General features: G+C 65.8%; 18 protein-coding genes and 1 tRNA gene. 6 read left to right on the forward strand and 13 right to left on the reverse strand.

Going from position 1 to position 20,348, the window contains the following annotated elements:
- Nucleotides 1-18: 18 nt before the first annotated feature.
- Together mfd and ACO2RV_RS11020 are read right to left on the reverse strand one after the other, a co-directional pair.
- Nucleotides 19-3,534 (reverse strand): transcription-repair coupling factor, encoded by a 3,516-nt coding sequence (mfd, locus tag ACO2RV_RS11015; protein ID WP_423292803.1) that lies wholly within the window; start codon nt 3,532-3,534, stop codon nt 19-21.
- A 13-nt stretch (nt 3,535-3,547) separates the two neighbouring features.
- Entirely contained in the window at nt 3,548-3,844 is a 297-nt protein-coding gene (locus ACO2RV_RS11020; RefSeq protein WP_423292805.1) for a succinate dehydrogenase assembly factor 2, read from the reverse strand.
- A gap of 193 nt (nt 3,845-4,037) precedes the next feature.
- Here ACO2RV_RS11020 and recG point away from each other — a divergent pair, with 193 nt between their 5' ends.
- The 3 genes from recG to mobA all read left to right on the forward strand — a co-directional run bounded on the left by recG (nt 4,038) and on the right by mobA (nt 7,178).
- Nucleotides 4,038-6,119, forward strand: coding sequence for an ATP-dependent DNA helicase RecG (gene recG, locus ACO2RV_RS11025; protein WP_423293002.1), 2,082 nt, complete (start codon nt 4,038-4,040; stop codon nt 6,117-6,119).
- A gap of 70 nt (nt 6,120-6,189) precedes the next feature.
- A complete protein-coding gene (locus tag ACO2RV_RS11030) occupies nt 6,190-6,567 on the forward strand; it encodes a YbaN family protein (protein ID WP_423292807.1) in 378 nt (125 codons plus the stop codon).
- Nucleotides 6,564-7,178, forward strand: coding sequence for a molybdenum cofactor guanylyltransferase MobA (mobA, locus tag ACO2RV_RS11035; protein ID WP_423292809.1), 615 nt, complete (start codon nt 6,564-6,566; stop codon nt 7,176-7,178). The genes ACO2RV_RS11030 and mobA overlap by 4 nt, the downstream gene beginning before the upstream one ends.
- On the opposite strand, the gene mobB is transcribed toward mobA, so the two are convergent.
- On the reverse strand, nt 7,163-7,699 hold the full coding sequence (gene mobB, locus ACO2RV_RS11040) for a molybdopterin-guanine dinucleotide biosynthesis protein B (protein ID WP_423292811.1): 537 nt from the start codon (nt 7,697-7,699) through the stop codon (nt 7,163-7,165). The two genes, mobA and mobB, sit on opposite strands and share 16 nt — an antisense overlap.
- 138 nt (nt 7,700-7,837) lie before the next feature.
- Between mobB and ACO2RV_RS11045 the strand changes: the two genes are divergently transcribed.
- Entirely contained in the window at nt 7,838-8,098 is a 261-nt protein-coding gene (locus ACO2RV_RS11045; RefSeq protein ID WP_423292813.1) for a sulfurtransferase TusA family protein, read from the forward strand.
- Here the strand turns inward: ACO2RV_RS11045 and ACO2RV_RS11050 are convergent.
- Nucleotides 8,095-8,388, reverse strand: coding sequence for a DUF2218 domain-containing protein (locus ACO2RV_RS11050; RefSeq protein ID WP_423292815.1), 294 nt, complete (start codon nt 8,386-8,388; stop codon nt 8,095-8,097). The genes ACO2RV_RS11045 and ACO2RV_RS11050 overlap by 4 nt on opposite strands.
- Before the next feature lie 127 nt (nt 8,389-8,515).
- Between ACO2RV_RS11050 and ACO2RV_RS11055 the strand changes: the two genes are divergently transcribed.
- A complete protein-coding gene (locus ACO2RV_RS11055; protein WP_423292817.1) occupies nt 8,516-9,163 on the forward strand; it encodes an alpha/beta fold hydrolase in 648 nt (215 codons plus the stop codon).
- 293 nt (nt 9,164-9,456) lie between these two features.
- On the opposite strand, the gene ACO2RV_RS11060 is transcribed toward ACO2RV_RS11055, so the two are convergent.
- Together ACO2RV_RS11060 and ACO2RV_RS11065 are read right to left on the reverse strand one after the other, a co-directional pair.
- Nucleotides 9,457-11,346 (reverse strand): acyltransferase family protein, encoded by a 1,890-nt coding sequence (locus ACO2RV_RS11060; protein ID WP_423292819.1) that lies wholly within the window; start codon nt 11,344-11,346, stop codon nt 9,457-9,459.
- A gap of 430 nt (nt 11,347-11,776) precedes the next feature.
- Nucleotides 11,777-11,852, reverse strand: a tRNA-Lys gene (locus tag ACO2RV_RS11065).
- Nucleotides 11,853-12,123: 271 nt separating this feature from the next.
- On the opposite strand from ACO2RV_RS11065, the gene wrbA reads away from it, so the two are divergent.
- Nucleotides 12,124-12,723, forward strand: a complete 600-nt coding sequence (gene wrbA / locus ACO2RV_RS11070; RefSeq protein ID WP_423292821.1) for an NAD(P)H:quinone oxidoreductase — start codon at nt 12,124-12,126, stop codon at nt 12,721-12,723.
- 131 nt (nt 12,724-12,854) lie between these two features.
- On the opposite strand, the gene tgt is transcribed toward wrbA, so the two are convergent.
- The 7 genes from tgt to gyrA all read right to left on the reverse strand — a co-directional run bounded on the left by tgt (nt 12,855) and on the right by gyrA (nt 20,305).
- Nucleotides 12,855-14,000, reverse strand: a complete 1,146-nt coding sequence (tgt, locus tag ACO2RV_RS11075; protein ID WP_423292823.1) for a tRNA guanosine(34) transglycosylase Tgt — start codon at nt 13,998-14,000, stop codon at nt 12,855-12,857.
- Nucleotides 13,997-15,082, reverse strand: coding sequence for a tRNA preQ1(34) S-adenosylmethionine ribosyltransferase-isomerase QueA (queA, locus tag ACO2RV_RS11080; RefSeq protein ID WP_423292825.1), 1,086 nt, complete (start codon nt 15,080-15,082; stop codon nt 13,997-13,999). Before queA ends, tgt begins: the two co-directional genes overlap by 4 nt.
- 80 nt (nt 15,083-15,162) lie before the next feature.
- Nucleotides 15,163-15,621, reverse strand: a complete 459-nt coding sequence (locus ACO2RV_RS11085) for a peptidylprolyl isomerase (protein WP_423292827.1) — start codon at nt 15,619-15,621, stop codon at nt 15,163-15,165.
- 45 nt (nt 15,622-15,666) lie between these two features.
- A complete protein-coding gene (locus tag ACO2RV_RS11090; protein ID WP_423292829.1) occupies nt 15,667-16,218 on the reverse strand; it encodes a peptidylprolyl isomerase in 552 nt (183 codons plus the stop codon).
- A 42-nt stretch (nt 16,219-16,260) separates the two neighbouring features.
- Nucleotides 16,261-16,770, reverse strand: a complete 510-nt coding sequence (gene coaD / locus ACO2RV_RS11095) for a pantetheine-phosphate adenylyltransferase (protein ID WP_423292831.1) — start codon at nt 16,768-16,770, stop codon at nt 16,261-16,263.
- Between the two features lie 76 nt (nt 16,771-16,846).
- Nucleotides 16,847-17,428: a TIGR00730 family Rossman fold protein gene (locus tag ACO2RV_RS11100; RefSeq protein WP_423292833.1), complete on the reverse strand. Its 582-nt coding sequence runs from the start codon at nt 17,426-17,428 to the stop codon at nt 16,847-16,849.
- Between the two features lie 123 nt (nt 17,429-17,551).
- A complete protein-coding gene (gene gyrA, locus ACO2RV_RS11105) occupies nt 17,552-20,305 on the reverse strand; it encodes a DNA gyrase subunit A (protein WP_423292835.1) in 2,754 nt (917 codons plus the stop codon).
- Nucleotides 20,306-20,348: the final 43 nt, after the last annotated feature.

Genomic DNA, 20,348 nt, shown 5'->3' on the forward strand with positions numbered 1-20,348 from the left:
TGCGCCGCGCTTTTCGGCCTACGCCGCCCTTGCGCCCTGCTCGGCGATCTTCGCCAGCTCCTTCAGAATCTGCGAGGTGCCCTTGAGCCGGGCATTTGCGTTAGGCCAGTCCTCGGAGAACACCACCTTGCCGTCGGGCCGCATCTTCGCGATGACATGCGGCTTGCCGACATAGGCGATGAACCCCGCCGGATTGGGGAAGCGCCCCTCGCGGAAGGTGAGCACCGCGCCGCGCGGGCCGGCATCGACCTTCTCGACATTGGCCCGGCGGCAGAAGGCCTTGATCGCCACCAGCTTCAGCAGTTGCTCGACTTCCTCCGGCAGCGGGCCGAAGCGGTCCACCAGCTCGGCGCCGATCGCCTCGATCTCGCCATCCGTCTCAAGGTCCGCGAGGCGACGGTAGAGGCTGAGCCGGACATGCAGGTCCGCGACATAGTCTTCCGGGATCAGCACCGGCGTGCCGATGGAGATCTGCGGCGACCACTTGTCGGCAACCGGGGCGGTGATGCCCGCCTTCAGGTTGGTGATCGCCTCCTCCAGCATCTCCTGATAAAGTTCGTAGCCGACTTCCTTTATGTGACCAGACTGCTCGTCACCGAGCAGGTTGCCGGCGCCGCGAATGTCCAGATCGTGGCTGGCCAGCTGGAAGCCGGCGCCCAGCGTATCCAGCGACTGCAACACCTTGAGGCGGCGCTCGGCCTGGGTGGTGAGCGCCTTCTCGGTTGGCAGGGTGAAGATGGCGTAGGCGCGCGTCTTCGAGCGGCCGACGCGCCCGCGCAACTGGTAGAGCTGGGCGAGGCCGAACATGTCGGCGCGATGGATGACCAGCGTGTTCGCCGTCGGGATGTCGAGGCCGGATTCGACGATGGTCGTCGACAACAGCACGTCGAACTGCCCGTCATAGAAGGCGGACATGATCTCCTCGAGCTGCGTCGCCGCCATCTGGCCGTGCGCCACCGCCACCTTCACTTCGGGCACCTGCTTGTCGAGGAAGTCCTTCACCTCGCCGAGGTCTTCGATGCGCGGGCAGACATAGAAGCTCTGGCCGCCGCGATAGCGCTCGCGCAGCAGCGCCTCGCGCACGATCAACGGATCGAACGGGGTGACGAAGCTGCGCACCGCGAGGCGATCGACGGGCGGCGAGGCAATGATGGAGAGCTCGCGCACCCCGGTCATGGCCAGCTGCAATGTGCGGGGAATGGGCGTGGCAGTCAGCGTCAGCACATGCACGTCGGCGCGCAGCTGCTTCAGCCGTTCCTTGTGGCCGACGCCGAAATGCTGCTCCTCGTCGACGATGACGAGGCCGAGATCGCGGAACGAGATCGCCTTGCCGAGCACCGCATGGGTGCCGACGACGATGTCGACGGTGCCGTCCGCGAGGCCCTTCTTCGTCTCGGACATCTCCTTGCCGGTCACGAGACGCGACAATTGACGCACGTTCACCGGCAGCCCCTTGAAGCGCTCGGAGAAGGTCTTGAAGTGCTGGCGCGCCAGAAGCGTGGTCGGAACCACCACCGCCACCTGTTTGCCGTTCAGCGCCACGGCGAAGGCGGCGCGCAGCGCCACCTCGGTCTTGCCGAAGCCGACATCGCCGCATACCAGCCGATCCATCGGGTGGCCGGAGCCGAGATCATCGAACACCGCCTCGATGGCGGCATCCTGGTCCTCGGTCTCCTCATAGGGGAAGCGGGCGCGAAACTCGTCATAGAGCCCGCTCGCTGGCACCAGGCGTGGCGCCTCGTGCAGCTGGCGCTGCGCGGCGATCTTGATCAGCTCGGCCGCCATCTCGCGGATGCGGCTCTTCATCCGCGCCTTGCGGGTCTGCCATCCGCCGCCGCCTAGCCGGTCGAGCTGCGCCTCGGTGTCCTCCGAGCCGTAGCGGGACAGCAGCTCGAGGTTCTCCACCGGCAGGAAGAGCTTGGAGCCCTCCGCATAGTGGATTTCGAGGCAATCGTGCGGCGCGCCCATCGCCTCGATGGTCTTCAGCCCGATGAAGCGGCCGATGCCGTGGTCGACATGCACCACGAGGTCACCGGCGGTCAGCGACGTCAGCTCGGCGATGACGTCCTGCGGCCGGCGCGCCTTGCGCTTGGGCCGCACGAGGCGGTCGCCGAGAATGTCCTGCTCGCCGATCACCGCGAGTTGGTCGGTCTCGAAGCCGCTCTCGATGCCGAGCACGGCAAGGCCGATGACGCCCTTGGGCAGCGCTTCGGCGGCGTCGCGCGTGCCGATGGTCTGCGTGCCCTTGAGCCCATGGTCGGCCAGCACGGTGGACAGCCGGTCGCGCGAGCCGTCCGACCAGGCGGCCAGGATGGTGCGCTTCTTCTTGGCGAGATCGCGCAGATACTCGACCGCGATGTCGAACAGCTGGGCTTCCGGGTCGGCGCGCTCGGGAGCGAAAGAACGTGGCGGGCGCCCGTCGAGGTCGATGACGTCCTTCGATTCGGGCAGGGCGAAGCCGGAAATAGCGATGCCGGTGGCGGCAGCGCGGCGGTGCTCCCATTCCTCGGCGGTGAGGTAGAGCTTCTCGGGCGACAGCGGCTTGTAGGGCGTGCCGGAACCCGCATGCTCCAGCCCTTCGCGGCGGGCGTCGTAATAGTCGGCGATCTGTTCCAGCCGCGACGTCGCCGCCTCGCCGCCCTGCGCCTCCATGACGATGGGCGCGTTGGGAGCATAGTCGAACAGCGTGTCGAGCCCGTCATGGAACAGCGGCAGCCAGTGCTCCATGCCGGGATAGCGCCGGCCCTCGCTCACCGCCTCATACAGCAGGTCGCCGCGCTGGGCGGCGCCGAACTGCGCGACATAGGCCATGCGGAAGCGGCGCATGGTCTCGGTGGTCAGCTGCAATTCGCTCATCGGCACCAGATCGAGCGAGCGCAGCTGCATCGCCGTGCGCTGCGTCTCGGGGTCGAAGGAGCGGATGGATTCCAGCGTGTCGCCGAAGAAGTCGAGCCGCACCGGCATGGCGAGGCCCGGCGGGAACAGGTCGACGATGCCGCCGCGCACCGCGTATTCGCCGGTGTCGCGCACGGTCGAATTGCGCATGAAGCCGTTCACCTCGGCCCAGGCGACCACTTCGTCCAGCGACAGCGCGTTGCCTGGCGCGGCAGAGAAGGACTGCGTCGCCACCAGCTCGCGCCGCGGCACGCGCTGCATCACCGCATTCACCGTGGTGAGCACGATGGAGCCAGCCTCGCGCCCTTTCACGCGGGCGAGACGGGCCAGCGTCGTCATGCGCCGCGCGACGATGTCGCCATGCGGCGAGGAGCGGTCATAGGGCAGGCAGTCCCAGGCCGGGAACGGCAGCACCTCGACGCCGGGCGCGAAGAAGGACAACGCCCGCTCCAGCTCGCCCATGCGCTCGGTGTCGCGGCAGATCACCATGAGCGTCGGCCAGGGCGCGTCGTCGCGGGCGGCGATGGCGCGCGCGAGGTCGGCGACGGCCAGGCCCTCCATGCCGGTAGGCACATTGGCGAACGTCAGCGTGCGGCCCGGCGCGAGACGGGCGGTGATGGCAGCATGCGGGGTCTTCATAGGTCAGCGGTCTTCATATCTCGGGAACGCCCTCGCCCGACAAATGAAACTGCCGGAAGCGGTGGAAGATCGGGGTATCGAACTCGGGCGCGGGTTGCCCGCTGTTCAGCCAGCCGAACAGGTCTGGGTCCTCGACCTCGATCAGCAGCTCGAAGTCGGCGACCTCGTCCTCGCTCAGATCGCCGATGAGGGCATCAGCGAAACGGCCCATGAGCAGGTCCATCTCGCGGGTTCCGCGGTGCCAGGAGCGGTAGAGAATGCGGCGGCGGCGGGCATCGAGCCCCGCGCTCGAACGGGTTGTTCCGGTCATATGGGTCCTGTGCTCCGATGGCTCAAGGCCATGGAAAGCGGTGTGTTTAGCGCGCCACGCGTCCGCTGTCAGGTAGGCATTGGGCGGGGGCTGGCAATGGCCTCACTGACACAAAACCGAGGTGCCCCCCTCCACATCCAACCTGCCCTGCCACGTTGCGCCGCGCGCCGCCTTCGTTCACCTTCCCCGCATCATGCGGCCCGACATTCTCAACCCCTATTTCGCGCCCATCACCAGCCTCACCGGCATCGGCCCGAAGCTGGTCAAGCCGTTCAACCGCCTGCTCGGGCGGGAGGATGGCGCGCGCATACTCGACCTGCTGATGCACCTGCCCGCCTCCACCATCGACAGGCGCGCGCGCCCAACTCTGTCGGAAGTGGTGCCGGACACGGTGGTGACGCTGGAAATCATCGTCGACCGCCACGTGCCGATCCCACGCGGCTCGCGCGCGCCTTACCGCGTCTACGCCCATGACGAGACAGGCGACATCGTGCTCGCCTTCTTCAAGGCCGAGCGCAGCTGGATGGAGCGGCTGCTCCCCATCGGCGAGACCCGCTGGATCTCCGGCACCGTCACGCTTTACGACGGCATGGCGCAGATGACGCATCCCGACCGGGTGGTCGACGCCGCCGGGTTGGCCAAGCTGCCGCCGATAGAACCGGTCTATCCGCTGGTGGAGGGGCTCGGCCATGGCCATGTGCGCCGCGCGGTTGAAGCAGCGCTCGGCCATACCGGCGAGCTACCCGAATGGCAGCGCGGGACACCGCCTGTGAGCTTCCACGCAGCGCTGCGCAAGGTGCACCAGCCGCACGACACGCTGGATGCCGCGCCCGAAGGCCCGGCCTGGCGTCGCCTTGCCTATGACGAACTTCTTGCCGGACAAGTGGCGCTGGCGCTGGTGCGGGCGCGCACAACGAAGCAGGTCGGGCGCCCCAGCCTCGGCGATGGGCGGATCGCGCGCGCCATCGAGGCCGCCCTGCCCTTCTCGCTCACCGGCTCGCAAGTCTCGGCGCTCACCGCCATCCGCGCCGATATCGGCTCCAACGACCGCATGCTGCGCCTGCTGCAGGGCGATGTCGGCTCGGGCAAGACGGTGGTCGCGCTGCTCGCCGCCGCCACGGTGATCGAGGCCGGACGGCAGGCCGCGATCATGGCGCCGACGGAAATCCTCGCCCGCCAACACATGAAGACCATTGCTCCGCTGGCCGAGGCCGCCGGGCTGCGCGTGGCGCTGCTCACCGGCCGCGAGAAGGGGCGCGCGCGCGAAGCTCTACTGGCCGCTTTGGTGCAGGGCGAGGTCGATCTGGTCATCGGTACCCATGCGTTGTTCCAGGAGGGCGTCGCCTTCCGCGATCTCGCCCTCGCCATCGTCGACGAACAGCACCGCTTCGGCGTGCACCAGCGCCTCGCGCTCGCCTCCAAGGGCGAGGCGGTGGATGTGCTGGTAATGACGGCGACGCCGATTCCCCGCACGCTGGTGCTGACCTATTTCGGCGACATGGATTCCAGCGAGCTGCGCGAGAAGCCCGCCGGACGAAAACCCATAGACACCCGCGCCGTTCCCTCCGACCGCATCGACGAAATCGTCGCCCGGCTCGGCGCGGCGCTGGCAGAGGGACGGCGCGCCTACTGGATCTGCCCGCTGGTCGAGGAATCGGAGAATTCCGACCTCGCCGCCGCCGAGGCCCGCTTCGCCGAGCTGCGCATGCATTTCGGCGACAAGGTCGGCCTCGTGCACGGCAAGATGAAGGGCGCGGAGAAGGACGCCGCCATGACCGCCTTCGCGGCCGGCGAGACCCAGCTCCTCGTGGCGACGACCGTCGTCGAGGTCGGCGTCGACGTGCCGGAAGCGAGCATCATCGTCATCGAGCATGCCGAGCGCTTCGGCCTCGCCCAGTTGCACCAGCTGCGCGGGCGGGTCGGCCGAGGCGATGCTGCCTCGACCTGCATCCTGCTCTATCGCCGCCCGCTCGGCGAGGTCGCCCGTCAGCGGCTGGAAGCGCTGCGCTCCTCGGAGGACGGCTTCTTCCTGGCGGAGGAGGATCTGCGGCTGCGCGGCGAGGGCGACGTGCTGGGCACGCGCCAGAGCGGCTTCCCGGGCTTTCGCCTCGCCCGGCTGGATGTACATGGCGACCTGCTCGCGCGGGCGCGGGCGGAGGCGCTAGATATCGTTCAGAACGATTCCGATCTGATCGGGGAACGTGGAGTGGCGCTGCGGATTTTGCTACATATCTTTGAGCGAGACGTCGCCGTGAATCTCCTGAGCGCCGGCTGATTATTGCATGACGACCATGGAAAGACTTGCCCTCGCGGCTTCGATGAACCCGACCGACGAAAAGCGACGCATGATGTCTTCCGCTGCGTCACCCGCGCGCTGGGTGACGTTCACGCTCGGCTGGGTATGCGTCGGCATCGGCATTGTCGGCATCATCCTGCCCGGCCTGCCTGGCACCGTGTTTCTCATCCTCGCCGCCTGGCTGTTCTCACGCTCCTCGCCGCGCTTCGAGAACTGGCTGCTCACCCATCCGCGCCTCGGCCCGTCGGTCGTCGCCTGGCGTCAGAGCGGCGCCGTGCCCCGCTGGGCGCAGTTCGTCGCCACCGGCAGCATGGCCGGCAGCTTCGGCGTGCTGGTGCTGATGGGCCTGTCGGTGCCGGTGCTCGGCATCATCGCCGTGACCTTCGTCGCGGTCTCCGCCTATCTGCTCACCCGGCCGACCTCATGAGGGTCAAGCCGATTGGCCTCGTCCTCGCCGGCGGGCTGTCGCGCCGCATGGGCGGGGGCGACAAGGCGCTGAAGCGGCTGGCGGGGACAGCCATCCTCGCCTGCATCGTGGGCCGCATCGGCCCGCAGGTGAGTGAGCTATGGCTCAACGCCAACGGCCCGGCTGAGCGCTTCGGCCTCCACCTGCCGCTGGTGCCGGACAGCGTTCCCGACGCGCCAGGGCCGCTGGCCGGCATTCTCGCCGGTCTCGACCATGCAGCAGTGCACAATCCGGACGTCCGCCATGTTCTCACCGTCCCGGCCGACTGCCCCTTCCTGCCGGACGATCTCGTCGCCCGCCTCGCCGCTGCGACAGGGCGCGCCGGCTCTGCCTGCGCTTCCTCCGGCGGACGGATACATGGCGTCATAGGCGTGTGGCCAGTGGCGTCCCGCCACGAACTTCGGCGTCTGCTGGTGGATGAAGGCATTCGCCGGGTCGATGGCTGGTTGGAGCGGGCCGGCACCGCGACGGTGGAGTGGCCCGCCGAGCCCTATGACCCGTTCTTCAACGTGAACACTCCGGGCGACCTCGCCGAGGCGGAGCAAATCCTGAGGCACTATCCGACGGCCTGATCGACCGGCCGCCATTCTATCGTCGCTGCCGGCGCGGCATGCCGCTCCACCGCGTCGGCGATCGCCTCGATGTCGTTCAGATCCAGCACCGGCAGCGACGCCTCCGGCAAGGCTGCATCCGAAGCGATGGCGACGATACAGGGATCGTCGGGATGAAGAAACGGCTTGCCGACCTCAGCGCGGTGGATCTCGATCTTGGGGTGGTGGTCGCGTTTGAAGCCCTCGACCAGCACGATGTCGACCTCGGACAGATGCGCCACCAGCTCCGGCAGTTCCGCCTCCGGCGCGCCGCGCAGCTCATGCATCAGCGCCCAGCGATTGGCGGAGGCGACCAGCACCTCGCTCGCCCCGGCGAGCCGGTGCGTGTGGGAGTCCTTGCCGGGCTTGTCGATATCAAAATTGTGGTGCGCGTGCTTGATGGTGGAGACAGCGAGCCCCCGCGCCACCAGCGCCGGGATCAGCCGCGCCAGCAACGTGGTCTTGCCGGCGCCACTCCATCCCGCAAAGCCGATCAGCCGCATCCTCGCCTCCCCGTTCCTACTGTTCCAGTTCGTGTCCGGGAGACACGAAGTCAAGCCGGCCCGGCGCATGATGCGATCGCGCTTTCCACTTGCCGCCGCGGGGAAGCCGTCCTAGCAGGGTGGGAGGAGATGGCGAACATGCAGGCCAGCGATCGTGAGACCGCGCCGGATCAGCCGGTCCGGCTTGACCTCAGGGGGCTCAAATGCCCCCTGCCCGCCTTGCACACCCGCCGGGCGCTGGAGCGTGCCGCGCCGGGTACCCGGCTCGTCGTCGAATGCACCGATCCGATGACGGTGATCGACATTCCCCATCTCGTGCGCCAGCTCGGCGACGAACTGGAGGGACAGGAGACGGCGGCGCTGCCGCTGGTGTTCCGCATCCGTCGGTCGGGCGGCTAGACCCCATCCCGCCACTCGAAGGGTAACGGTGCCTCGCGGAACGCGAAGCGGTCGAGATGTCGGGCCACGACGCCCTTCATCCGCTCGAGGATCTCCGTATCCGGCGCCGTAAGGCGCACCTCGAGTGCGTCGGCCGCCGCGCGCATGTCGGCTACGGCGCCATCGGGCAGCTTCACCTTCCCATGTTCGGGCGTGAACGCCACCTCCAGCTTGTGCGCCCAGTGCTTGCAGAGCTGTTGCAGATAGCGGCTGCCATGGCTTGTGGGCACATGCGCCTCGGTCGTCACCATGAGTTCTTCTCCAGCGGGATGCGATGGTATTAGAGTCGGTGGGAGCGGTGGACAGGTTCGCGCGCTCCCGCTTCTATGTGGGGGCGCCGGTACCGGATGGAAACGCCCGGCGCCTCGGGGGGATGGAATGAAACTGCCGCGCTTTTTCCTTGCCGCCGTTCTGTTGCTGGCCGGCCTCCTCGCCGGACAGGGCGCCTTCGCCCAGACCTCGCCGCGCCCGCCATGGGCCGCCGCCCCGGTGACGCAGAAGGGCAATGGCCCGCTGCCGACGCGCGTGGACACCCATGTCTATCTTCTGCGCGGCCTGTTCGGCGTATTCTCGCTCGGCATGGACAGCCTGTCGCAGGAACTGGTCGAGCAGGGTTATACCGCCGAGATCTACGGCTGGGACGAGGCGCAGAAGGTGGTGCAGCAGATTTCCACCCGCTTCCAGAACGGCCACACAGGCCCGGTGGTGGTGATCGGCCATTCGCTCGGCGCCAATGCGGTCATCGATGTCGCCACCACCGTGCAGGCGCAGAACATCCCGATCGTGTTCGGCGTCACCTTCGATGCCACTGATCCGGGCCCGGTGCCGGAGAACGTCGCTGTGTTCTATAATTTCTGGGCGCAGGATGGCTTCGGCAAGCCGGTCAGTGCGGTAGCGGGCTATACTGGCCAGCTGGAGAATTTCGACCTGTCGGGCGATCCGAACATCAGCCACACCAGCATCGACACGATGGACAAGTTCCATCAGTTCATCATCAAGACGCTGGAGAGAATGACGAGCAAGTGAAGGGTGGGCCACGCCCCTAGTGCTGCGCCGCGTGGGCCGGGCCGAGCGCATCCGATGGGGGGCGACTCGAAGGTGCGGTCCGGCCGCCCACGCGCGAATTGGAAGATCTGCTCTTTACACCGGGCAGACCGTCATCCCTCTGTTTATCAATGCCCCTACACTCATTTACAGTGTGAACCTCGCGCTTGCCAGAAGTGCGGATTTCTCGGCACCTGCGGTGCGATATTTTAACGCTTGTATCGACGGAAACAGGATAGTTTGAGACCAGCAGAGAGGTCATCTGAGCCGACCGTTCAATGCCTGTTTATTATCAGATCGACAATCCTGCTGCCGTAATATTCCGAGCCAATCGCGGTGAAGTGCACCGTGTCAAAGTGAAGTGGCTTCATCCCCACTTCAAGCCTGCACCGCGTGTTCGGACACATCGCCTCGATGAACGAAATATAGCGCGCGTCGGAATGCGTTCGATAATAGTCAGCCAGGAACTTATCAGCGGCAGAAGAGATCGGAAGAAGCTCGCCGTCGGACATCATGTCGTTATCTCCCCGGCCCAGCCGCTCGGCCAGGATGACAGGTACCGTCCGTCGAAAATAGGGAACAGGACCAAGTACGACAACGTCGATACCAGCCTTGTGCAGCTTTTGCACGGAGGCATCGAACAGGGCGAGCATGACCGGATCAGTAATTGGATCGCCACCCATCACGACAATCGACGGACGGTTGGCGAGTATCCACTCGAGTGCAAAAGCGTTGAGTGCCCGGCAATTCGGCCGTTGTGGGTTATCGTAGTCGACGAGTGGTATACAGCCGGAACCGGTGATCTGCCCCAAGGCGTATCCACGTTTGCGGAGGGCGGGCTCCAGCCCCCCAAAAAACTGCGCAACATGGCTGCTGCCCCACAGTACAACGTCCGGGCGATCCTCGGATAGACAAATGGTATCCAGATCTGCGGGGCCCTGCTCCGGCCGAAGGAAGCAGGTGCCTTCGCGAAAGACCGGCTGATAGGCATAATTGCCGAATGCGAGAATCTGCTGCACCTCGACCGCCATGCGCCCGGGAAAGCCGTTTGCCATCCGGATCACGCCGGCGGCGCCAATGAAAGTGACCATTGCGGCTGCCGTCAGGCCTAATATCGCTCGCCGCGGGAAGAACAATCCCCCTTTTCGACGCGGCGGCTGCTCTACGAATTTCCAGGAGAGCCAACCTAGAATGACAGACGCGGCACAACCGCCGATGAGGAAGACAAGCCCACTCAGATCAGGCCAGAGCATCCGCGAGAAGACGACAAGCGGCCAGTGCACGAGATAGAGCGAATACGAGATCTGGCCGAAGAACCGCATGACGGGCGTGCTGAGTAGCTTTGCGGGAATGTTCTCCGATCGCTCGCCTCCCCAAATCAGCAGCGCAGCGCCTATGCAGGGCACGAGTGCTGTGGCCCCTGGGAAGTGAGACTTGTTCGTCAATAACATCATGCCGACCAGGATAAGGGCCGTGCCGGCGGTAACCGCAGCCGCCCCCATCGTCTGGCTTTCAGTAAATCGCACCGCCGGCAGCGCCAGCATGGCGCCGATCAGCAGTTCGAATGCACGGAATGGTAGCAGATAGAACGCCGCCGACGGATCGCGCGTTATGAATACCTCGCACGCAACCAGCGACGCTAAGAACAGTGCCAGCAATACATGAGGTAGCGCGCGCCGGGCGAATTTACAACACAAGATGACGATAAACGGAAAGAATATATAAAATTGCTCCTCTACACCGAGCGACCAATAATGGAGCAAGGGAAGCTCCTCAGCGGCGGGGGCGAAATAGTCCGATTTCAAGTAGAAATATATATTTGCTGAAAATAGTGATGAAAACATCACCGATACGGAATATGACGACAACTGCCAAGGGTATAATATAAAGAATGCTGCTATGCTGGTTAAAAGCGTAACAGCAATGAAGGCTGGCGCTATGCGTCTAGCGCGCCGCTCATAGAAAGCGGAAAGAGAGAATGTTCCATCCAATATATCTCGGTATAATGATTTAGATATCAAAAATCCAGATATGACGAAGAATACATCTACCCCGATAAATCCTCCGGGCAGCCAGGTCGCGCCGAAATGGAAAATGACGACGCCGAGCACCGCTATAGCGCGCAGCCCATCGATGTGGGCGCGGTAATGAAGACGAGAATGCATGGAAGACGGTGGCCTCAGCTTGATTTTCGCGGCGAGTTTGGTGGCCGCTCAGCTAGATGTAAAGCGTAGCCGGAAGGCAAGCAAAGACGCTCTACGGTCGCCCCTGCCCGCCCCGGCGCATTCTGGCTCCATCCACAGGAGCCGCTCGCCATGGCTTATGGCCCGGCCCCCCCCCCCAGGCCGCCATTGCCCGCGCCGGCAATGCCGTGACTTGACACGACCAGAGCGGCAACAGCCGATTTCACCGAGCCGCGGTGGTGGAAGAAGCGACATGAGCCGACTGCCGTCCCTGATGGACGAGCAGAATCATTGCGTCTGAGAACAGAAGTCGCATGTGCGACCGTGCGCGCCCCTACGAAACGTCGCATCTTCTCATTCTGCGAGGTCGCGCCGATGGTGGATATGTAAGCAGTATTAAAGACTTGTAAGGTGGTGAGCCCGTCGGGATTCGAACCCGAGACCCCATGATTAAAAGTCACGTGCTCTACCGGCTGAGCTACGGGCTCCCACGTCAGGGGGCTTAAGGGTTTCACGCGCTGATGGCAAGCCGGCCGATGTTCCATGCCGGTCCTCACGCACAGCTCAGGGACATCGGTCCGCATACAGGACGGGACAAGCAGGTTTCCCATTCCCCCGCTCGGTTGCCACATTGCATTATCGCAAGATCGCCCTGTCGATCATACCGCTTCCGGTGGCTCCGGGGCGGGACTAGCTTTCCCCATGAATTCGGGCGGCGCCGCGCGGCGGCCCGGCAATCCGATGCAAGGAGTGGGTCACATGGCCAAAGTTCTCGTCCTCTATTATTCCTCCTACGGTCACATCGAGTCCCTCGCCCATGCGGTTGCCGAGGGCGCCCGCGAGGCCGGTGCCAGCGTCGACGTGAAGCGCGTTCCCGAGACTGTGCCGGAAGAGATCGCCCAGGCGAGCCACTTCAAGCTCGACCAGGCCGCTCCGATCGCGACGGTCGACGAGCTGAAGAACTACGACGCCATCATCTTCGGATCGGGCACCCGCTTCGGCACGGTGACCTCACAGCTGCGCAGCTTCATCGACCAGACCGGCGGCCTGTGGTTCACCGGCGCGCTGGTTGGCAAGGTCGGCTCGGTGTTCACTTCCTCCGCCACCCAGCATGGCGGGCAGGAATCCACCATTCTCGGCTTCATCCCCACTCTGCTGCATCACGGCATGATCGTCGTGGGCCTGCCCTATGCCTTCCAGGGCCAGATGGGCGTCGACGAGATCAAGGGCGGCTCGCCCTATGGCGCCTCGACCATCACCGATGGCGACGGCTCGCGTCAGCCCTCGCAGGTCGAGCTCGACGGCGCCCGCTTCCAGGGCAAGCATGTCGCGACCATCGCCGGCAAGCTGCACGGCTGATCCGCCGAACCGACGTCATGCCCGGCCTCGCGCCGGGCATCCATGCTCCTCTCCCCCAGAGCAGTTGGACGGCCGGGCTGAAAGGTCCGGCCATGACTTTTCGGGGCGATGCGCGCGGCCACGTGCGGCGATCAGCGGGCGGGAATGTCGCCCTTCGCCCAACCTTCCTTCACCTCGGCCTTGTGCGCCTCGAAGCGCCCCTGCCCGATCGCGGTGCGGATGCCCTTCATCAGGCTCTGGTAATAGGCGAGATTGACCCAGGTCAGCAGCATGGAGCCCAGCATCTCGTCGCAACGGATGAGGTGATGCAGATAGGCGCGGGAATAGTCGCGCGCGGCCGGGCAATCGCTCTCCTCGTCGAGCGGACGCGGATCATTGGCGTGGCGCGCATTCTTCAGGTTAATCTTGCCGAAGCGGGTGAAGGCCTGCGCATGGCGGCCGGCGCGGGTCGGCATCACGCAGTCAAACATGTCGACGCCACGCGCCACGCTCTCGATGATGTCGTCGGGCGTGCCGACCCCCATGAGATAGCGCGGCTTGCCAACGGGCAGGATCGGGTTCACCGCCTCGATCATGGCCAGCATCACCGTCTGCGGCTCGCCGACCGCGAGCCCGCCGATGGAATAGCCGGGGAAATCGATATCGACCAGGCCGCGCGCGGATTCCTCGCGCAGCTCGGCATCGTCGCCGCCCTGCACGATGCCGAACAGAGCCCGGCCCTTCGGCTGTTTCTCGAATGCCTTCTTCGAACGCTCGGCCCAGCGCAGCGAGAGGCGCAGCGCGCGGGCGATCTCTTCCCGGCTGGCGGGCAGCCGCACGCACTCGTCGAGCTGCATCTGGATATCAGAACCCAGCAGGCCCTGGATCTCCACCGAGCGCTCGGGCGAGAGCTCGTGATAGGCGCCGTCGATATGCGAGCGGAAGGTGACGCCCTTCTCGTTCATCTTGCGCAGGGCCGCCAGCGACATGATCTGGAAGCCGCCGGAATCGGTGAGGATCGGGTGCGGCCAGCGCATGAATTCATGCAACCCGCCGAGTTCCGCGACGCGCTCGGCGCTCGGGCGCAGCATCAGATGATAGGTGTTGCCGAGCACGATGTCGGCGCCGAGTTCGCGCACTTGATGAGGGTACATCCCCTTCACCGTGGCGGCGGTGCCTACCGGCATGAAAGCCGGCGTGTTGACGATGCCGCGCGGGGTCACGACCTCGCCGAGGCGCGCAGCGCCGTCGGTGGCCTTCAGGCGGTAATGGAAGTCTGTCGGGGTCTGGTCGGTCATGGGCGGGCTTGTGGCAGCAAAAGGCAGGCATCGCCATAGGAATAGAAGCGGTAGCCGGTCGCAACCGCGTGGGCATAGGCGCGCTTCTGCGCCTCATGGCCGATGAAGGCGGCGACCAGCATCACCAGCGTCGAGCGGGGCAGATGGAAATTGGTGAGCATGCCGTCGATGAAGCGGAAGCGATAGCCGGGCGTGATGAAGATGTCGGTCTCGCCGCGCCATGTCGCGAGCGTGCCATCCTCGGATGCCGCGCTCTCGATCAGCCGCGTTGCCGTGGTGCCGACGGTGACGACCCGCCCGCCGCGTGCCTTCACCGCGTTCAGCGCATTGGCAGTCTGCGCGGAAACCTCGCCCCATTCGGCATGCATGCGGTGGCCGCTGGTGTCGTCGCCCTTCACCGGCAGGAACGTCCCGGCGCCGACATGGAGTGTCACGCGGTGAGTCTCGACGCCGCGCGCTTCCAACCGGGAAATCAGTTCCGGCGTGAAATGGAGCCCGGCGGTGGGAGCGGCGACCGAGCCTTCATGGCTGGCGAAGATGGTCTGGTAGTCGGCGCGATCCTGCGCATCGTCGGCGCGCTTGGCGGCGATGTAGGGCGGCAGCGGGATATGGCCGATGGCGGCGATGGCGGCGTCGAGCGCGGGGCCCGACAGCGCGAAGCGCAGCGTCACCTCGCCGCCCTCGCCCTTGTCCTCCAGCACCGCGACGAGGCGCTGTGCACCTTGCGGCGGCGCAAACTCGATGGTGTCGCCGGGCGCCAGCCGCTTTCCGGGGCGCGCCAGCGCGAGCCAGCTATCGGGACCGATGCGCTTGTGCAGCATCGCCTCCACCTGCACGCCCGCGCCCTGCGAGGAGGAACGCCGGCGGATGCCGTCGAGCCGCGCCGGCACGACGCGGGTATCGTTCACCACCAGCGCGTCGCCGGGCGCCAGCAGCTCCGGCAGGTCGCGGACATGGGCGTCGGTCAATTCCCGCGCCGTGCCGGGACGCACCACGAGCAGGCGAGCCGCATCGCGCGGCACGACGGGCCGGAGCGCGATCCGCTCGGGCGGGAGCTCGAAATCGAACAGGTCGACACGCATGGGATTGAGTGTTCCAGAAACAGCGATCCCGGAGCGTGCTCGCGCACGTCCGGGATGACGCCTTGTTCGTTGTGGCCCGATCAGGCGGCCGCGACGCTCGCCTTGACGATCTTGTCGGGGTTCTGCACCGGCTCGCCACGCTTGATCTTGTCGACATTCTCCATGCCTTCAACGACCTCGCCCCACACGGTGTACTGGCCGTCGAGGAAGGAGGCGTCGGAGAAGACGATGAAGAACTGGCTGTCGGCGGAATCGGGATGCTGAGCGCGAGCCATCGAGGCGGCGCCGCGCACATGCCGGCCCTTGTTGAATTCCGCCTTCAGGTTCTTGCCCGAGCCGCCGCGGCCGGTGCCGGTGGGATCGCCGGTCTGGGCCATGAAGCCTTCGATCACGCGGTGGAACACCACGCCGTCATAGAAGCCGGACGAGGCCAGCTCGGCGATGCGCGCGACATGGCCGGGCGCGAGATCCGGGCGGAACTTGATCTTGACCGGGCCCTGCGTGGTTTCGAGCAGCAGGAAATTGGCGGTGTCAGACATGAATACCTCCTTGGAAATTCTGGAATCAGTGGCGCGCGAACGCGATCACTTGTCGCCGGCGACCTTCATCGAGACGATCTTGTCGGGGTTCTGTACCGGCTCGCCGCGCTTGATCTTGTCGACATTCTCCATGCCGGAGACCACCTGGCCGATCACGGTGTACTGGCCGTTCAGGAACGAGGCGTCGCCGAAGGTGATGAAGAACTGCGAGTTGGCGCTGTTCGGGCTGGAAGCGCGGGCCATGCCCACCGTGCCGCGCTTGAACGGCACGTTGGAGAATTCCGCCGGCAGGTTGGGGTAGCGAGAGCCTCCCGTGCCGTTGCCGTACTGGCCGTCGCCGGTCTGGGCCATGAAACCCTCGATCACGCGGTGGAACGGCACGTTATTGTAGTAACCCTCGCGCGCCAGCGTCTTGATGCGCTCGGCATGCTGGGGGGCAAGGTCGTTGCGCAGCACGAAGATCACCGGACCCTTGGTGGTGTCCATGATGATGGTGTTCTGCGGGTCGACATTCGGCGGCAGCTTCGGCGCCTGCGCCATCGCCGGCAGCGCCAGCGCGACAGTCAGGGCCAGAGCGGCGAAAAGGCTGCGGATCATCGATATGAACTCCGTTGAGCGAAGGCGGGCGGGCACCCGTGCCTAGCCGGCATGGCCGAAGCGGGCCTTGAGCCGGATCAGCACAGCGGGTGGCACGAAGGGGGAAACATCGCCTCCCATGGCGGCGATCTGCCTGACCAGAGTGGCGGTGATGGGGCGGGCAATGGGCGAGGCTGGCAGAAAAACCGTTTGCACGCCGGGTTTCAGCGTGGCGTTCATGCCGGCCATCTGCATCTCGTAGTCGAGATCGGTGCCGTCGCGCAGGCCGCGAATGAGCAGGCTGGCGCCCTGCTCCTCGGCGGCGTCGACCACCAAATTGTCGAAGGTCACGCAGTCGAGCGCGGCCCCCGCCTCCGCGGCGATCGGCGCGAACACCTCGCGCAGCAGGTCAAGCCGCTCACTCGCCGTGAACAGCGGCGTCTTGCCGGGATGAATGCCGACGCCGACGACGAGGCGGTCGACCAAGCGCGCGGCGGCGCGGACGACTTCCAGGTGGCCGTTGGTCGGCGGGTCGAACGAACCGGGATAGAAGGCGATGCGCGTCGCGCTCATGAGCCGTCTCTCATTGCGCGGAAAGCGTTAGCCGCGTCGGCGCCTTGACGCAAGCGACGAGGCGCGTCTGCGCCGCTCACCGTTCGCCGCGCTCGATCCATTTGATGACGTTGGGCGCCCGGTAATCGCGCATCCGCGCCAGCAGTTGCTCGGGATATTGCGCCACCAGCAGCATGTCGCGATGCGCGCGGCGCATGAACCCCTCCTCGACCGTATGGTCAAGAAAGCTCAGCATGGGGTCGTAATAGCCGTCGGTGTTGAGCAGGGCGCAGGGCTTGCCGTGGCTGCCGAGTTGCGCCCAGGTCCACACCTCGAACAGCTCCTCCAGCGTGCCGATACCGCCCGGCAGCGCGACGAAGCCGTCCGACAATTCGGCCATCAGCGCCTTGCGCTCGTGCATGGAGCCGACGACGCGCAGGTCGGACAGTCCGCGATGGGCGATCTCCTTCTCCACCAGCCGCTGCGGGATGATGCCTGTGACCTCGCCCCCGGCCTCCAGTGTCGCATTGGCCAGCGCCCCCATCAGCCCCACCGAGGCGCCACCATAGACGAGGCCGATGCCCTCGCGGGCCAGCAGCGTCCCGAGCGCGGTGGCGGCGTCCATATAGGCCGTGCGGCGGCCGCCATTCGAGCCGAGGAAGACGCAGATGCGACGCATGCCCTTGATCCCGCTGTTCACCACCGGTGGAAACCTGAATTGAGACGGCTGCGTGAAACTGCGACGGCGCCACCCGGGGCGCCGTCGCGATTGCCACTGTCATCTGGAGCGTGCCGGACGCGGTCAGCCCTCGCCGCCCTCGTCCGCGTCCTCGCCCTCTTCCTCGGTCACCCGCTCGACCGAAACCACCTTCTCGTCGGCGGCGGTGTCGAACACGATGACGCCCTGGCTACCACGGCCGACGATGCGGATGCCGTTCACGGGGCAACGAATGAGCTGGCCGCCGTCGGTCACCAGCATGATCTGGTCGGATTCCTCGATCGGGAAGGAGGCGACCAGCGGCCCGTTGCGCTCGTTCACCGCCATGGCGACGATGCCCTTGCCGCCGCGCCGCGTGGTCCGATACTCGAAGGACGAGGTGCGCTTGCCGTAGCCGTTCTCCGAGACGGTGAGGATGAACTGCTCCGCCGCACCCATCTCCACGTAGCGTGCCTGATCGATGTCGGCCGGGGCGGCGACCGCCTCCTCGGCATCGGCCTCGACCGCGGGCTCGGCCTCATCCGTGCCGGTCTCGCTGCCGCTCTGCGCACGGCGTACCGCATTGGCCAGCTTAATATAGGCTGCGCGCTCCTCGGCGCTCGCCTCTATATGGCGAATGATCGCCATGGAGATGAGCTTGTCGCCCTCTTCCAGCTGCACGCCGCGCACGCCCATGGAATCACGGCCCTTGAACACGCGGACCTCGGTGACGGGGAAGCGGATGCACTGTCCCCGTGCGCTGGTGAGCAGCACATCGTCCTGCTCGGTGCAGAGCTGGACGTCGGCGATCGCCTCGCCCTCTTCCAGCTTCATGGCGATCTTGCCGTTGCGGTTGACATTGGTGAAGTCGGACAGCTCGTTGCGCCGCACCGTGCCGCCGGTGGTGGCGAACATGATCTGTAGCCGGCTCCATGTCTCCTCGTCCGGCAGCGCCATGATCGAGGTGATGCGCTCGTCGGCGTCCAGCGGCAGGATGTTGACCAGTGCCTTGCCGCGGGCCTGCGGTGCCGCGATGGGCAGGCGCCAGACCTTGAGCTTGTAGACCTGCCCCTTGGACGAGAAGAACAGCACCGGCGCATGCGTCGAGGCGACGAACAGCCGGGTGACGAAATCCTCGTCGCGGGTCTGCATGGCGGAGCGGCCCTTGCCGCCGCGCCTCTGTGCCCGATAGGTCGACAGCGGCACGCGCTTGACATAGCCCGCATGCGAGACGGTGACGACCATGTCCTCGCGGGCGATGAGGTCCTCATCCTCGAAATCGCCTTCCGCCTCGATGATCTCGGTCTTGCGGGGGGTGCCGAATTCCGCTTTCACCGCAAGGAGTTCGTCCTTGATGATGGTACGGATGCGCTCCCGGCTGCCGAGAATGTCGAGATATTCGCGGATCTCCACGGCGATCTTGTCGAGCTCGTCCGCCACCTCGTCGCGGCCGAGCGCGGTGAGGCGTTGCAGGCGCAGTTCGAGAATGGCGCGGGCCTGCTCAGCGGAGAGCCGGTAGGTGCCGTCCTCGGCCAGGAGATGGCGCGGGTCGTCGATCAGCGCGATCAGTGGCGCCACATCCATGGCGGGCCAGTGGCGCGTCATCAGCGCCTCACGGGCGGTTGCCGGATCTGGCGAGGTGCGGATGGTATGGATGATCTCGTCAATGTTGGCGACGGCGATGGCGAGGCCAACCAAGACATGCGCCCGGTCGCGTGCCTTGCGCAGCAGGAATTTAGTGCGTCGGCTAACGACATCCTCGCGGAAGGCGACAAAGGCAGTCAGCAGGTCGAGCAGCGTCATCAGCGCCGGACGACCGCCATTCAGCGCCACCATGTTGACGCCGAACGAGGTCTGCAGCGCCGTCATGCGGTAGAGATTGTTCAGCACGACGTCGGCCTGGGCGTCGCGCTTAATCTCGAACACCACGCGCAGGCCCTCGCGCGAAGATTCGTCGCGGATCTCGGCGATGCCTTCCAGCCGCTTCTCGCGCACCAGCTCGGCGATGCGCTCGATCATCGTCGCCTTGTTCACCTGATAGGGAATGGCGGTGACGATGATGGCATCGCGGTCCTTGCGCAACTCCTCGATGGTGGCGCGCGAGCGCATCACCACGGAGCCGCGGCCGGTCAGATAGGCCTGCCGAATGCCACTGCGGCCGAGGATGAACGCGCCCGTCGGGAAGTCCGGCCCCTGGATGTGCTCCAGCAGCTTTTCGATGTCGATCTCGGGATCGTCGATCAGCGCGACGCAGGCATCGACCACCTCGCCGAGATTATGCGGCGGTATATTGGTCGCCATGCCCACGGCGATGCCGCCGGCGCCGTTGACCAGCAGGTTGGGAATGCGGGCGGGGAGCACGGTCGGCTCCTGCTCGCGCCCGTCATAGTTCTCCTGGAAGTCGACGGTGTCCTTGTCGAGATCGTCGAGCAGCGTCATTGCCGGCTTGGCGAGGCGCACTTCGGTGTAACGCTCGGCCGCGGGCGGATCGCCGTCGACGGAGCCGAAGTTACCCTGCCCGTCGATCAGCGGCAGGCGCATGGAAAAATCCTGCGCCAGGCGCACCAGCGCATCGTAGATCGCCTGATTGCCGTGCGGATGGTACTTGCCCATCGTGTCGCCAGTGACGCGCGCGGATTTGTTGTAGGGCCGCTCGGGCGTGTAGTTGTTCTCGGCCATGGAGAACAGGATGCGCCGGTGCACCGGCTTCAGTCCGTCGCGGACGTCGGGCAGCGCACGCGAGACGATCACGCTCATCGCGTAGTCGAGATAGCTGCGCGACAGCTCTTCGGTGATCGAGACGGGCCGGATGTCCGAAGGACCGCCGCCCTCCGGCTTCAAAGTATCGGAATCGGACAAGGAACCACTTTCCGCAGTTGCCGAACAGGTAGCCCTGTCTAGC

This window comes from Ancylobacter sp. VNQ12, from assembly GCF_049445835.1.
In the GTDB taxonomy this organism is placed as follows: domain Bacteria; phylum Pseudomonadota; class Alphaproteobacteria; order Rhizobiales; family Xanthobacteraceae; genus Ancylobacter.

What these genes read in the sequence shown, in the direction of transcription:
- mfd (WP_423292803.1), bottom strand. Translation starts at nt 3,534, where the DNA reads ATGAAGACCCCGCATGCTGCCATCACCGCCCGTCTCGCGCCGGGCCGC.
- ACO2RV_RS11020 (WP_423292805.1), bottom strand. Translation starts at nt 3,844, where the DNA reads ATGACCGGAACAACCCGTTCGAGCGCGGGGCTCGATGCCCGCCGCCGC.
- recG (WP_423293002.1), top strand. Translation starts at nt 4,038, where the DNA reads ATGCGGCCCGACATTCTCAACCCCTATTTCGCGCCCATCACCAGCCTC.
- ACO2RV_RS11030 (WP_423292807.1), top strand. Translation starts at nt 6,190, where the DNA reads ATGATGTCTTCCGCTGCGTCACCCGCGCGCTGGGTGACGTTCACGCTC.
- mobA (WP_423292809.1), top strand. Translation starts at nt 6,564, where the DNA reads ATGAGGGTCAAGCCGATTGGCCTCGTCCTCGCCGGCGGGCTGTCGCGC.
- mobB (WP_423292811.1), bottom strand. Translation starts at nt 7,699, where the DNA reads ATGCGGCTGATCGGCTTTGCGGGATGGAGTGGCGCCGGCAAGACCACG.
- ACO2RV_RS11045 (WP_423292813.1), top strand. Translation starts at nt 7,838, where the DNA reads ATGCAGGCCAGCGATCGTGAGACCGCGCCGGATCAGCCGGTCCGGCTT.
- ACO2RV_RS11050 (WP_423292815.1), bottom strand. Translation starts at nt 8,388, where the DNA reads ATGGTGACGACCGAGGCGCATGTGCCCACAAGCCATGGCAGCCGCTAT.
- ACO2RV_RS11055 (WP_423292817.1), top strand. Translation starts at nt 8,516, where the DNA reads ATGAAACTGCCGCGCTTTTTCCTTGCCGCCGTTCTGTTGCTGGCCGGC.
- ACO2RV_RS11060 (WP_423292819.1), bottom strand. Translation starts at nt 11,346, where the DNA reads ATGCATTCTCGTCTTCATTACCGCGCCCACATCGATGGGCTGCGCGCT.
- wrbA (WP_423292821.1), top strand. Translation starts at nt 12,124, where the DNA reads ATGGCCAAAGTTCTCGTCCTCTATTATTCCTCCTACGGTCACATCGAG.
- tgt (WP_423292823.1), bottom strand. Translation starts at nt 14,000, where the DNA reads ATGACCGACCAGACCCCGACAGACTTCCATTACCGCCTGAAGGCCACC.
- queA (WP_423292825.1), bottom strand. Translation starts at nt 15,082, where the DNA reads ATGCGTGTCGACCTGTTCGATTTCGAGCTCCCGCCCGAGCGGATCGCG.
- ACO2RV_RS11085 (WP_423292827.1), bottom strand. Translation starts at nt 15,621, where the DNA reads ATGTCTGACACCGCCAATTTCCTGCTGCTCGAAACCACGCAGGGCCCG.
- ACO2RV_RS11090 (WP_423292829.1), bottom strand. Translation starts at nt 16,218, where the DNA reads ATGATCCGCAGCCTTTTCGCCGCTCTGGCCCTGACTGTCGCGCTGGCG.
- coaD (WP_423292831.1), bottom strand. Translation starts at nt 16,770, where the DNA reads ATGAGCGCGACGCGCATCGCCTTCTATCCCGGTTCGTTCGACCCGCCG.
- ACO2RV_RS11100 (WP_423292833.1), bottom strand. Translation starts at nt 17,428, where the DNA reads ATGCGTCGCATCTGCGTCTTCCTCGGCTCGAATGGCGGCCGCCGCACG.